The 13,691-nt window shown below is 55.4% G+C and carries 8 protein-coding genes; all 8 read right to left on the bottom strand.

Translation table 11 applies throughout. From position 1 onward, the window contains the following. Positions 1-76: 76 nt before the first annotated feature. The gene (locus AC0YNW_RS04555; protein ID WP_475830901.1) at positions 77-3,070 is read right to left on the bottom strand and encodes a VWA domain-containing protein; all 2,994 of its coding nucleotides are present in this window, start codon (positions 3,068-3,070) and stop codon (positions 77-79) included. Beyond that, on the bottom strand, positions 3,054-5,033 hold the full coding sequence (locus AC0YNW_RS04550; protein WP_475830900.1) for a BatA domain-containing protein: 1,980 nt from the start codon (positions 5,031-5,033) through the stop codon (positions 3,054-3,056). Before AC0YNW_RS04550 ends, AC0YNW_RS04555 begins: the two co-directional genes overlap by 17 nt. Before the next feature lie 150 nt (positions 5,034-5,183). After that, positions 5,184-6,227: a DUF58 domain-containing protein gene (locus tag AC0YNW_RS04545; protein WP_475830899.1), complete on the bottom strand. Its 1,044-nt coding sequence runs from the start codon at positions 6,225-6,227 to the stop codon at positions 5,184-5,186. After that, positions 6,224-7,213, bottom strand: a complete 990-nt coding sequence (locus tag AC0YNW_RS04540) for an AAA family ATPase (RefSeq protein ID WP_475830898.1) — start codon at positions 7,211-7,213, stop codon at positions 6,224-6,226. Before AC0YNW_RS04540 ends, AC0YNW_RS04545 begins: the two co-directional genes overlap by 4 nt. Before the next feature lie 42 nt (positions 7,214-7,255). Beyond that, positions 7,256-9,049: a hypothetical protein gene (locus tag AC0YNW_RS04535; protein ID WP_475830897.1), complete on the bottom strand. Its 1,794-nt coding sequence runs from the start codon at positions 9,047-9,049 to the stop codon at positions 7,256-7,258. A 27-nt stretch (positions 9,050-9,076) separates the two neighbouring features. Then, positions 9,077-9,991, bottom strand: coding sequence for an ABC transporter permease (locus AC0YNW_RS04530; RefSeq protein ID WP_475830896.1), 915 nt, complete (start codon positions 9,989-9,991; stop codon positions 9,077-9,079). Beyond that, the gene (locus AC0YNW_RS04525) at positions 9,988-10,920 is read right to left on the bottom strand and encodes an ABC transporter ATP-binding protein (protein WP_475831269.1); all 933 of its coding nucleotides are present in this window, start codon (positions 10,918-10,920) and stop codon (positions 9,988-9,990) included. The genes AC0YNW_RS04530 and AC0YNW_RS04525 overlap by 4 nt, the downstream gene beginning before the upstream one ends. 65 nt (positions 10,921-10,985) lie before the next feature. Beyond that, the gene (locus tag AC0YNW_RS04520; RefSeq protein ID WP_387474902.1) at positions 10,986-13,385 is read right to left on the bottom strand and encodes a hypothetical protein; all 2,400 of its coding nucleotides are present in this window, start codon (positions 13,383-13,385) and stop codon (positions 10,986-10,988) included. Positions 13,386-13,691 lie beyond the last annotated feature (306 nt).

The raw sequence follows: 13,691 nt of genomic DNA, 5'->3' as shown, positions 1-13,691 counted from the left end.
TCACCCTTCATCTCGTAATCATCCATTCGAAAGCATTGTATCGTGTACAGGAACGAATGTCCATGACAACCTTTGGCTAACGCTTATTTTTATGCTTGGCTGCCAGCAGCCTGTTGATAGTTGCCTGAGACGCCGCTTCATTCCGTCCGGCATCCGCTTCTGTGCTTGCCGCTTTCTCCGCCCGAAGCGGTTCGCCGGCTTCATCCCGTTCTGTTGGCGCTTGGCTTCCAGTCTGAGAAGGTTTTTTCTTTTCGCTGCGATTATCCGATAGACGTTCTGATTGGTCCCGCTCTGCGGGTTCCGCTCTCTCCTGGATTCGAGCGGCCGCGGCTGATTCAGCAGTATTCAGTGAAGATCCGTTCCGATTACTCTGGTTGTAAAAACGGCTGCGCTCGCTCGCTCGTTGCTTCAAGCGGCTGATCGGCCGGCTCGGTACGCCAGCCGCTTCTGCATGTTTGCCCGAAGGCATCATTTTACGAATCGGAGCATACAAAGCTTGTCCCATTCGCGCCCACGGAACGGAGAGCCTTCTAATCGCAATATCAGCCAGCCACATCAGCAAAACCAGCAGCAGAAGCTCACGCGACCAATCATACGGCTGCTTATATGAAGCCGGCTGGAACCGGTAGCTTTCCTTTGCCTCTGCCAGACTAAGTGTCCTGCCGCCGGTGAGATTCGCGATTTTCGCCAGGAGCTCCTCCCCTTCGTGATTGCCGATCCGGTATTCCGCCGCATACGGCACAACCAGTCCTGTCGTGATCCCGCCTGTTACTGAAGGTTCTGCACCTTCGGCTCCGTACCCTCCGATATAGGACAAATAAGCGCCCGGAGCAAGCTCAGGGATCGTTGTCTCATAACGGCCCGGCGCTACTGGCATGAGCCGCTTGACCTCCTGATTGCCATCCTCGCCTTCCAGGCTGACTGCAAGACCGCCTTCCGGCACGGTATCCGCTCCGCCAGTCGACTCCACAATCAGCTTGATGGCCCCGCCGTTCATCTCCGTCCTCGCACGGTAAGGCGAACTGTCGAATTGGGGGAACGTCCACTTCACCCACTCGGCAAGCACCTGCGGCAATCGGCTCCATGTCACCCAATCCGGCGCCCACTTGCCCGTCATATCGCTTGTCCAGGCTACTGTACGTCCGGCGCCATATGTCCATCGGGACAAAATCGGGTCGCCTTCATGCGACCAAAGCGCCACTTCAGCCAGCTCCTTGGCCGTTGTCGCAATATATGCGCGAAGCTGCGGCACGCCATCCTGCCACAATCGCCCCCAGTCCCCTGCTTGGCCGACGGTTGGGCTCAATTCACCCTCCACAATGTAAGTCCGGGACATTAATATCGTCTCACGGCTGAAAATAGCGGGAATCGTGCTTTGATCATTGGTGAAGTAATAACGGCCCTTCCCTTTGCTCGCGAGCCATTCCAGAAGCGCTTGGTCTGCTCCATCGCCGATGGCGACCGTAGACAGGGTCATCCCATGTTCGTTCATGCCGGCGGTCACCGATTCGTAAGCTTCGTTGCCTGCGGATTGGCCGTCTGTGAGCAAAATCATGTGCTTGCGCTGAGCATCCGTATTCAGCAAGCCCTCATATCCGGCGGCTAGTGCCGTATAAATTTCCGTACCGCCTTCGGCTTGTATGCCCTGAATCTTCGCAATAACATCATCCCGTTCCGACAACGCCGTCGGCTCAACAATCCAGGCTGGTCCCGAATCGAAAGCAATGACACCAACCTTGTCATCATCTCGCAGCAGCTCCACTGTCCGGATTGCCGCTTCCTTCGCAAGCTCCAGCTTGCCGTCCGACATGCTGCCCGAACGATCGATAACCAGCACAAGTCCAAGCGATGGAATTTGCTTCCTGCCTTGCAAATCCATATAGACAGGCAGCGCTCGTTCGATTGGCGTATGAAAGTAACCGCCAAGCCCAAAGCTCTCCTCCCCGCCAAGCATCAGGAGCCCTATGCCGTAGTCGCCGACAGCGCGGCCAATCCACTCCATTGGTTTCTCGGCAATGCGGGTCGCAGGCACATTATGGAGAATAATGCTGTCATACATCGCATATTGCGCCAGCTCCAGAGACAGCTGTTCCGGCGCAATCGTGTCGTAACCGATCATCGATGCGGCAAGCGCCTCTTCGATGTTGCCAGAAGAGCCTTGCTGCCCTTCCACAATGAGGACCGCAGGAGGACCGCTGACCCGGCTGAAGGCGTAAGCCGTATTGTTAGCAGGCTGCTCGTCGCCAGACGCGTGAATTTCCGCCCGGTACCGGTGGAATCCTGGCTCCAGCCCTACACCTTGCAAGGAGAACCGGTTCTCCCCTCGTTCCAGTTGAATCGTAGAGACGGACATCTCCCGGTCATCCTCGTATAGCCGAATTTCCGCATTTCCGTCAAAGGTGCTCTGCACGGCAAGCTGCAAGCTGAAGGTCTCTCCTTGCTTGATCGAAAGCGGTACGAGAAGCTCATCGATTGCCGCATCCCGTTCCTGTCCGGATGCGATATAGACCGTATCCACACGGATGCCTGCTTCTCTCAGCAGCCTCGACTGGCGAAGCGCGTCTCCCGCATTTTGCTCGCCGTCGGACAGGAGAATGATTCGTCCGCCGTCCTTGCCAAGCAACGACGCTCCCATCTGCAAGCCTCTCGACAAGTCGGTATGCCGAGCATTCAACGATGTGCGGAAGTCGTATGCCGTCTCGCTCGGAAGCTGCTGGGATGAGCGCGCTCGGTCTGTAACGGCTTGCAAGCCGGCAGAGATAATGGCGCCTGTATCCCGCTCTGACTTGCCGCTCCATCCTTCCGCAATCCAGGAACCGATAAGCGCATCATGGTTCATGCTGGCGGAGCGATCCGCCACAAATACAACATGCCGTTGATCAAGGGATCGATAGGGATGAATCCCTGCCAGCAGGGCAATAAGCAGCAGTATGATGAGGGAGCGAACCGCAATAGCCGTGTGTCTGCGGGCTCCTCTCAGGCGCGGCGTATGCCGGTACATCCAGTAGATATAGGCGAGCCATGGCACTAACAGGGTATACATCCACGGGTAATCAGCTTGTATGCCCACGACGATACACCTCCCATTCCGACAACAGGACAATTAGAATCAATAGGATAGCCCAAGGCAATAGCGGATTGGCAGCAGCCGGCAGATCGCCAGTCGACTCGGAGCTGCTCCCCGGCAGCCCCCCTTGGGATATACCCTTCAGCTGAAGCTCAGCCGCAGGCAGCAGCTCTTCCGGATGAGCCGTAACCGACAGATATCGGCTTGCGAGCAATTCGCCATTCTTCCCCCGCTCCAGCAAGCGGTACAATCCCGGTATCTCTGGCGCTTCAAGCATGCCGCCCGTATCCGACAGGGATAGCCGCTCCTTCAACTGACGATGCTCCTGCATGGTGCCGGCGCCTGCTTGTTCCACCGTCTCCCATTCCCCATACTCGATCTCCGCATGCAGCGATGCCGCAAGCCTCTCTCCGGCGGCAGCTGTTCCAAGCTCGCCCTGCGACCCGCCACCCATCCATTGAGAGGATTGGAGGACGAGAACAGGGAACTCAGGACGAAGCGGCAGATCCGTATCCTGAAGCTTGAACGTATACCGGAGCCGGGGTTTGCCTTCTACGATTCCCGCAAGAATCGCCGGATCGCCCCCATACATAAGTACGGCTTCTCCCCAGTCCCCATCCCTTTGATCCAGCTGATACATTCGTCCGATATGCGTATCCGCTAACGTGATATAAGACGTTACGGCATGCTCCTGAGCCTGTACCACTGTGTTCTTGGGCACTGCCGATCTCTCGCCAGCCAACGGGTGATCAATCAGCCAAAGCGGCTTGCTCGCCAGCAGCGCCGCCCACGCCTGATCATCCCGCAATTGCTCGTAAGCGCCATCTACCACAATCCAGTCAATCCCTGCCGCTTGCTCTCCGCTTGGCGGGGCCGAACTGGCACTCGCTTTGACAGGGATAACGCCCGAAAGCAGCAACGCTTTCTCCAAAAACATATTCCCTTCGTTCGAAACAACAAGTGCTTGGTTGCTGCGCTGGATGACCGGAAACCCATAAGCCGCATTATCCGTTCGAACACTATCATTCATAGGAAGCAGCTGAGCCTTGTAATATGCAGCCGGGGCCAGGCCGGATAGCTCGACGCTCCCCCATTCTCCAGGAGCAATGCTGACCTTGCGCGCGGCTATGCGCTCGAGAGGGCGATCCTCATGCCCGGAATAGATTTCTACTGTATATTCCCTCTCCCGCTCAGCGTCATTGCGCACCGTTACCGCAGCATGGTGATACCCCGGCTTGCCGGCATCAGGACGAATACCGAAGTGCAGGATGGAGCCATTCTGATCCGCAGACTCCGAGCCGACTGTCACAACCTGAAGAGGGTGAAACAGCTGCAAGCCGTTCGCTTCCTCCGCATCCCTCCACTTGCCGTCTGTAAAAACCACCGTAATGCCGCCGCTGTGTCCATAATGCAAGGAATCGGCAAGCGAAAGAGCTGCGGTATGATCCGTTCGCCCGTAGTAAGGAGTCAATTCATCAAGCGCGCGGTACAAGTCCTGACGGCTGTTCGCTGAGGAAGCAATCTCCGCCGGGACAGCGCCGGTTGCAATGACCCTGACGGGCCGATTCTCGGGCTGCTGGTCAACCCAATCCTTCGCCGCATCAATGGCAAGCTCGAATTTGGTCTTCCGATTGGCCGCAGACTCAGCCTCGGCTAACGCCGTCATGCTGACCGAACGGTCTATCACAAGCACTGCCAATTCATCCGAGCTGTAGGGCTTCATGCTGACGGGCTCCATCAAAGCAAGGACAAGCAGCGCTGCCGCAAGCAGCTGGAGAAGGAGGAGCCAGCGGCTGCGCAGCCGCTGCCAAGGACGATTCGCCTCCTGCTCCTGCAGCAGCCGCCGCCATAACAGATGGCTTGCCACTTCCGTATTCCGGTAAGTCTTCTTCAATAGATACATAGCCGCAATGACAAGCAGTGACACGAAGAACCATGCCGATGCTGCGGACAGAAATTGCATCATGCTCCTCCTTTCTATCGTTTCTTGCGACTCCTGCTATCCACGAACGATTGCCAGATTGCAGATTTCTGAATCGTATGTCTGCCAAGCCATCTCCCTAAAGAACAAAGAGCCAACCCCATAATCATCATGAGAAGTAACCCTGCAAATTTGCTATCGAGTCAAAATGCCATATATAGCGGCAAACTCGCGAATAACATTCTCTATGGGCATGCTCGTATCGACGAATGCATAATCCGCCCCGCGTTCAGTGCAAGCCTTGCGCAGCGTCTCCCGGTAGCCGGCCACTTCTTCCCGGTATTGCTTAAGCAGCCTCTCCGATACCGCCACCTCCTTGCCCGTCGCAAGCTCGCTGTCGATCAGATTCAGCTCGCCAGTCCAATCAGGGCGAAGCTCCTCTGGCGACAGCAAATGGATCAGAACTACCCGCTGGCCTGCAGCCGCAAGCGTAAGCAAGGTCTCCTCGATTCCCTTCTCGAACATCGCGTCCGTGAACAGCCAGGAGATGCCTGAGCGTCTTGGAAGCGCCCCGGACGTCTGGAATGGAACGGATAAATCTGATAACGGTGTCTGTACGCCCGGAGCCGAGGGGGTGTCCCTCTTCGCTATTCCTTGTTCTCTCTCTTGAGGCATTCGGCTGCCGCGATAACGCTCCGCCATGAATCGGTACAGCTTCATGAAGGAAGGTCTGCCATGTATCGCAGGCAGATGCTCGATCATGCCGCTCTGATTGAAAAGACGAATTTCTACCCGATCTTCGCCGACCAGCGCCGCGTACGAAATGAGCGTAGCCAGCCTCAAGGCATATTGCAGCTTCGTGCAAGCAGCGCCTCCCGAGAACGCCATTGAAGGCGAGACGTCCACATACATGTTTGCATGAAGCTCTTGCTCATCCCAATATTGGCGAATGTAAGCGCGTCCTGTACGACCGTAGACATTCCAATCCAGCCGCCTGATATCGTCTCCCGGCACGTAAGGGCGATAGTCGGCAAATTCTTGCGAACCGCCCAGCATCGCTGACCGCCGCTTGCCTGCCATCGTTCCTCTTAGCCGGTTGCCGCCAGCAAGACGAAGCCGCTCTACCTCAGCCAGCAGGCCAGGATCAGGAAATAAGAGCCTGAATGACTCCTCGGCAGTCATGGAGCCCATTGCAGGTCCAGATTCAGACACCGGACCAGTTGATTGCTCCCGGCTCAACGATTGGCCTCAATCGACTGCAGAATGGATTCCGCCAGTCGGTCCGATGTCACGCCAAGCGCCTGCGCCTCATACGTCAACACGACGCGATGCCGCAGCACCGGCAAAGCAGCTGCGCGCAAATCCTGCCACGATACATGCATTCTGCCGCTGCATAACGCGCGAACCTTGCCGATGGAGATTAATGCCTGGAGAGCCCTGGGTCCCGCACCAAACCGGGCATAACGCTTCACATCATCTGGCGCGTCGTGCTCGGATGAATGCGTCATCATGACAATTCGGACTGCCAGATCCAGTACATCCTCAGCGACCAGCAGCCCTTTGGCCGCTTGCTGAAGACCGGTCAATTCCTCTCCCGTCATAACGGATCGTGCCGCAGGAGAAGTCATGGAGGTGGTGCGCAGCACAATCTGCTTCAGCTCTTCCCTGGTGGGGTATTCGACACCGATCTTCAGCAGGAAGCGATCAAGCTGAGCCTCGGGGAGCGGATAAGTTCCCTCCTGCTCGATCGGATTTTGCGTGGCTAGTACAAAAAACGGCTTTGGCAGCACATGGCTGATCCCGCCGGCAGTAACCGTCCCCTCCTGCATAGCCTCCAGCAAAGCGCTCTGCGTCTTCGGCGTAGCCCGGTTAATCTCGTCGGCAAGCACCAGATTGCCGAATATCGGTCCCGGCTGGAAACGCTGGGATGCCGAGCCGTGCGCGCCAAAATCAATTAGCGTCGTCCCCGTAATGTCGGATGGCATCAAATCCGGCGTGAACTGAATTCGTGAAAACGACAGTGACACCGTGTCCGCTACCGTCCGTACCAGCATCGTCTTGCCTAGTCCCGGTATCCCTTCCAGCAAAGCATGTCCGCCTGCCAGCAGGCTCCACAGCAATTGCTCAACGACCGTCTCCTGGCCGACAATCACTTTGGCTATCTCTTGCTTAAGCGCCCCAATCTTCTCTACGGCAGCCTGAAGCTGCTCCTTCGATTCAATCATGCGCAGTTCCTCCGATCTCAATCTATCATTCAATCAGTCAATCTAGCGATTGGGCTGGATCTCGTCAAAATATTGTTTTACTTTATCCTGCATGCTTGCCGGCAGCGAGGATCGGCCCAGCGATTGCTTGGCTTCCGCCGCGTATTCGCTGTATACCTCTTCATATGGCCGAGTCAACCCGTCAATCATCGGAGACTGTCCGCCTTGTTCGATCTGCCCGCCTGTAGACGGCCCGCCATCCACGTAGACGTCGCCTGGGCCAGCCATTGTGCGGGGTGTCGTTACCAGCGTCCGGCTGCCGGCTCCCAATCCGGCTCCATTACCGGACCCTGCGCCGCCGCCAGTACCTTGGCCGGTTCCCGATCCCGAACCGCTCCCAGCACCTTGACCGCTTCCCGATGCCGATCCGCTGCCAGCACCTTGACCGCTCCCTGATCCCGGTCCGCTGCCAGTTCCTTGACCGCTTCCCGATGCCGATCCGCTGCCGGTTCCTTGACCGCTACCGGAGGAGCCTGTGCCCTCTTCGCTGCCCGAACTGCTTCCATTCCCTTGACCGCCGCTGCCACCGGAGCCGGGCTGGCCGCCTGCCGAACCTTGGCTTCCTGATCCGGCACTTGAAGCGGCGCCGCCCCATGACGACGGAATGGATGGGCCAGCCCCTTGACTGCGCATACTGTCGGCAATAGCTTCTCCGCTGCGGCCAAGCTGCTCGACCATCTCCCGTGCCAACTGCTCCAGCTCCCCTTGCGTCAGCTCTCGGCCGAGTTCTTCTTCAAGCCCGCTAAGCGCATCGCCACTTTCTGAGTCTGCTTCGCCATTGTCCCGAACCTGCTTCGCCGCCTCTTCAAAAGCCGACGCTAGCGCATCTGCACGATTGCCTTGCTCCTGAGACCATTGCTCTGCCAGCTTCTCCAGCGCTTGAGCCAGCTGTTCACGCTCCGCATCGGTAAGCTGCTTCAGGCTGGAGCGAACATCATCAATCGCCTGAGACACCGCCGCCGAGTCATGATCCTGCAGCGCCGCGCCCAGCGGCCTCAGCTGCGGCTGACCGCTCATCGCTTCTGCAACGGCATCCAGTCGCTGAACAGCTTCCTTGGCCGTGTCAGCAGCCCGCTCCAGCCCCCGCATCGCTTCCGCAAGCTTCTCCAGTGCCTCTGCAGGCTTCATGCCGCCGGACGCCAGCTCCTTGCGAAGCTCATCAAGCGGCTTCAATATCTCTTCCTTTGCACCTTGCGGCAGCTCCAGATTCTCCAGCTCATCTTCCAATCCTTGCACGTCCTGTTCCAGCTCGGCAACCGAGGATTGAATCTCCGCTTGCGCTTCTGCCAATTCCTGCAGCGGATTCGGAATCAACAGCAATAAGACGATTCCCGCCCACACCACCGCCAGACCGAATATAACGGGCCGAACCGTGCGCCATGAAGGCCATGGCAACCGCTCTTTAAGCTCGGAGACATACCGACCGGCAGCCAGTGTCGCTTCCTCGCGCTGGAGCCGGACAATGACTGGCTCCTCTTCCACCTCATAAGCGTCCAGCCCGTCAAGCGCTGTCACAATAGCGTCTTCCGTATCGGATTTGTCCATTTCCCTTGCCGCTTCCTTCTCCGATACGCTTCTCCATAATCCAAACCACACGCCTGCCAGAAGACCCGCTAGCACAAAAGAGAGGCAAAGGATAACTGCATGAAGGAGAGGCCACAATCTCGCAGCGCCTAGCACAAGCAAGCCCGCCATGCTTCCCGCAAGCAAGCCACTCAAAACCATGCGCCGCAGCCTGAACCATGTCAAGCGTCTGCGGACGGGCTTCAACTGTTCCATTAAGGATTTCCCTGCCATCCTCATTCCTCTCCTCCCTGTACTGGGTTATCTCCTTCTTGACGTTGGCCGCAGGTTCCGGATCGCGATCCATAATGCGGCAGCCGAAAGCACCGAATAGATGAGCATAAATTCCAGCCACAGCGGCATCGGCGCGCCCCTGCCGACTTGACCGCCGTACCGGCCCGACCTAAACACTTCATCCGAAATCGAAGGATCAAGAATGCTGTAGAGCGCCGCTGCCGGATTCCACGCAAGAATATGGCCAACCCAGCTGTAATTGGACGCCGCTCCAGAAGGCTGGGCGTAATAGTAATTCGATGTCACATTCATCATGATAAAATAGAGAATCGCCGTTCCAACAAACAGGAACAACGTGACTCCATAAGTGGAAATAACCGAAAGCATGGTCTTCTTCAGCAAGGTAGAGAAAAAGATGCCAAAGGAGCCTAGCACCAGCATAATGAACAAATAAAATAGAAAGACCAGCACCATCTGCTTCGGAGATATGCCGCCGTACAAAAACACCATGCTGTAAATCGGAATCGTACTGAACACGATCAGCACCATAAAGCCAAGAGAGGACAACAGCTTGCTAATAATAATGGTAGCTGAGCTTTGCTGCGTCGTCAGCAGCAAATTCAGCGTCTGCTTCTCGCGTTCTCCGCTTATAACCCCAGCGGTAAGCCCCGGCGCCATGAATGCCACCAGGCCAAGCTGAGCCATAGCGAGGAAATAGAAGAGCACCTTGCTTTGCTCAGGATTAAAGGCTACACCGCCGCGCCCGGACATCTCCTGGGTCAAATAAATTGCCGCGAATGCCAATAAACCGATCGCGATCAAATAGAAAAACAACGTCCACATCGCCCTAGGCGTTCTCATGCGCAGACGAAATTCTTTGTCCAATACCGGATTAATGGGATTGAACCTGCCTAACCAGCCTCTTGTCTCGCCGTTTCTCATTCGATTCCGCCTCCTCCCCGGGTAATCTCCAGGAACACATCCTCCAGATTCGTCTGTGCCTCGCTGAAGGAGACGACACGGAAGCCGGCTGCCATAAGCGATGCCAGCAAAGCCGCCTGCTCTTCGTCATGCCCGCCAAAGTGAATTTGCCAGCCGCTCTCGTCCCGGAGCAGCTGATTGACATACGGCTGTTCGCGCAGGAACTGCTCGGCCTCCTCCTCCCGGCCTATCAGGCGGACATGCAGGAAGCGCTTGACGCGCAGCCTGTTCTGGATATCTGCCACATTACCTACCGCAACCATGGAGCCGTGCTCGATAACGCCAATTTCGTCGACCATCTCCGCAAGCTCCGGCAGAATATGCGACGAAATAATAATTGTCTTCCCCATCGCTTTCAATTCTTTCAATATTTCGCGCATCTCGATTCTGGCACGCGGATCTAGACCGGATGCCGGCTCATCCAGAATCAATAGCTCGGGATCATGCACCAGGCAGCGGGCGAGGCAAAGCCTCTGCTTCATGCCGCGCGACAGCGTATCGACATAAGCGTCCTTCTTATCGCTCAGATTCACCAGCTCAAGCAGCTGAGGGATAAGCGCTTCACGCTCCGCCTTCGGAATGCCATAGCTGGCTCCGTAGAAATGCAAATATTCAACCGTCTTGAACTGATCATATACACCGAAGAAATCCGGCATGTAGCCAATCCTCTTCCTCACTTCGTGAGGATGCTGCATGACATCGAAGCCGTCAACCTTGGCATAGCCGGAGCTAGGCGCCATCAATGTAGCGAGTATCGACATCGTGGTCGATTTGCCTGCTCCATTAGGCCCGACAAACCCGAATACCGTTCCTTTGGCAATCGTCAGATCAATCCCTTTGAGCGCTTGGAAGCTGCCGAAGTGCTTCGCCAAACCGCGTATCTCAATCATGGGCTGCCCTTTCTGGAAGAGTTCTTCCTCGCCCGTATTAACGTTTAATTCCGCCCTCTGTTCATTCATGAGCTCAGCTCCTCTCCTTCCAGGACAACGTGAGGAAATACGGTTTCCGTCTGATTCTGCACATCAAGCTTGATTCGAATCGTTCCTTGCTCCGTTATATATTCGTTTGGTGCGCCAAGATCGCCCTGAATCAGTCTCCACTCGCCAGCGGCTTCATGCCAGATGCTCCAATCCACACCCGCGTTGCCAAACCCTTGCGCAAATTGAATATCCAGCTTGTCATAGGCGATTCGCTCGCCACTGGGAATCATATACTCCAACTCAGCCGTGCCCGCGCCTACCTGCATCACACCGTTGCCGTAGCCTTGCAGCACTTGCAAACTGCTTGAAGTAATTAGCGGCTTGATAACGCCGGCAGGAACAAATACACGGTCTCCAATCCGATTGATCGGCAGCAGCTCCTGCACCCACATTTTCAGATTATCCGATTTCACTTTGCTCCCGCTTACCTTATAGCCGCTCTCATGATCCTTGCTGAAGCCGACAATGACCGGCGCAGACATTGACGGAAGGCTATTCAAATGATCGAAATAGCCGCGTATTACTTCGCGCTCCCGCTGCCATTCATCCTTGACGCCGCCGACGGTGCCATAAGGGAAAATCATCCCCGAATAATCGTAGTAGCTTCCAATAACCGGCGGCATGTTATAGCTTATATTGCTTATCGTAGAGCTTTCCCCTGCTTTCAAATCCCCGATCGACTTCACTTGCCCGTTCAAGAGCATTGATACGCGGGTCAGATCGGTTCCGGTCTCATTGGTCACAACAACCTGGATAGAACCATTCTCCTCCAAGTACTCCGACTTGATTCCTCCGTTCCCTCCGGGACTTGCGACCACACGCTCCATCCACAGCTTGCGGGTCGACCAATAAGGAACGGAACGCCATACCGCCTGGACGCTGTCTGTCCGGTCGATGATTTGAAAATTGCCGTTCAGTTGCAGCATGCTGACCCAGTTGTTGTCGGAATACATGCCGAGCGGCCGGTTCTCGCCGAATTCTGCGGTTACTGTCCCGCCTGTCGGATTGAATATGGCCGTCGCTCCCGAAATAACCGAACGGCCGTCCACTGACATTTCAATAACTTCTATGGTATGCGACTGCGTGCTGCGCTTGTCTCCCGCTCCAATGAAAAAGACGAGAACTCCCGTAATAATAGAGACGGAAGGGATGAGCCACCATGCCCATTCCCTGCGATCCGTCTTGACCAGCACTCCGTACAGCAGCGGCGCGACAATCAGCACGTATAATCCAAACATCAGTAGCAGCAGCGGAAAGGACGGCGGCTTAATCGAAGGGAATTGGTCAATCGCCGAATTCAGGGTGCCTTGCAAATCGCTGTAGAAAGACACGCTGACCCGGCTGCCGCCTGTGCCTAACGGATTGGATAAAGAGTCCTTCAAAAACTTGGACCACAGCGTAGCACTTCCCGGCCAAGCCGCAAGCGGCGACAGGGAAGGATCAAAAGCCACATAGAGGACGGAGCCAAAGCCTACCTCCCGGTTGACGGCTAGAGGTAAGCTTCCATCCGCCATCTCAATCGTGCCCGCCACAATTCGGCCGCTTGAAACGGTAATCGGCTGTTCCAGCTTCAGCTCCGCGCCGCCGCCAGAAGCGGCAAGTACATCCGCATGTTCCAATTTGGCCAGACCGGTCGCCTCGACTGCAGCAATATCACGGAACGCTTCCGACGATTTAGCATAACCGGCTCCGCCCGACAGCACAAGCGTTCCGCCTTTCACGACCCAATCCTTGATGGCTTGCACAGATGACTTATTCCATTCGGCAGTCGGCATGTCGTTAATAACCAACACGTCGAGCATATCAAGCATAACCGAGTCTGACGGCAGCTCTTCAGGAGTTAAGGGAATTACCTTAATCTCATAGCCCTTAAGGTTCAAGGTCGGCATAAAGTTAAGCGTATCGGGATCGCGCGAGACGACGCCGATTACAGATCCTCCAATCGCTCGCCCCTCCAGCGTGTCCACTCCGATGATCGGCACAGCCTTGCCGCTCTTGTATGATCCTTCGAAAAACCGGATCAGACTTGAATCCTTGTTCAGTACGTTACCCGGCAGCGCAAATGAAACCTCTACGGGCGAGCCGACAGGAAGATCAACAGGCACCACAAGATCAGTCGTAATGCCCTGAGAGTTAATCACGGACAATACGGCTTCGCCTGATTTGTCTTCGCCTGTATGATTGGTCATAGTCACACTGACCGGATACCATTTGTTCTGCTTATACGAGCCTTGAAAGCCAACCTTCTTCTGAATGGCGATTCCTCCGTCTTCGCCTGCTGCTGCAGCCTTCGGTATGTATACAGCCGTAATCAGTACGCACGCCATCATCATTGCCGTATGCCATGCAATGAGCCGCTTCCATCTACTTTTCACGCGGACACCCTCATTTCTATTCTATGTTCTGTTATTAATTGTAACGAATATGGGAGAGGAATGGTTGCTTTATTTGCCAAAGTTTAGATGGATGCCATGCAGACTACGGAAAAGATCAGAGCTATATTTGCACGGTGGTATAGATTGACGAAAATAGTATACTGGGTTATTTTAGAAATATACAATTATTTGAATAAAAGGAGATGATGCTTATTTTTATATAAATAAATGAAACTTTATACTTTTCCATGTATTTGCTGCTATTTTTATTTCTAATCTATTAGCGCAGCCGCTACAGGACATAGG

This window comes from Paenibacillus sp. J31R120 (assembly GCF_056269225.1).
This window is presented reverse-complemented; position numbering and strand designations above follow the sequence as displayed.

Coding starts and splice junctions, on each gene's coding strand:
- AC0YNW_RS04550 (WP_475830900.1), bottom strand. CDS start 5,033: ATGATGCAATTTCTGTCCGCAGCATCGGCATGGTTCTTCGTGTCACTG.
- AC0YNW_RS04540 (WP_475830898.1), bottom strand. CDS start 7,213: ATGATTGAATCGAAGGAGCAGCTTCAGGCTGCCGTAGAGAAGATTGGG.
- AC0YNW_RS04535 (WP_475830897.1), bottom strand. CDS start 9,049: ATGGCAGGGAAATCCTTAATGGAACAGTTGAAGCCCGTCCGCAGACGC.
- AC0YNW_RS04530 (WP_475830896.1), bottom strand. CDS start 9,991: ATGAGAAACGGCGAGACAAGAGGCTGGTTAGGCAGGTTCAATCCCATT.
- AC0YNW_RS04525 (WP_475831269.1), bottom strand. CDS start 10,920: ATGATTGAGATACGCGGTTTGGCGAAGCACTTCGGCAGCTTCCAAGCG.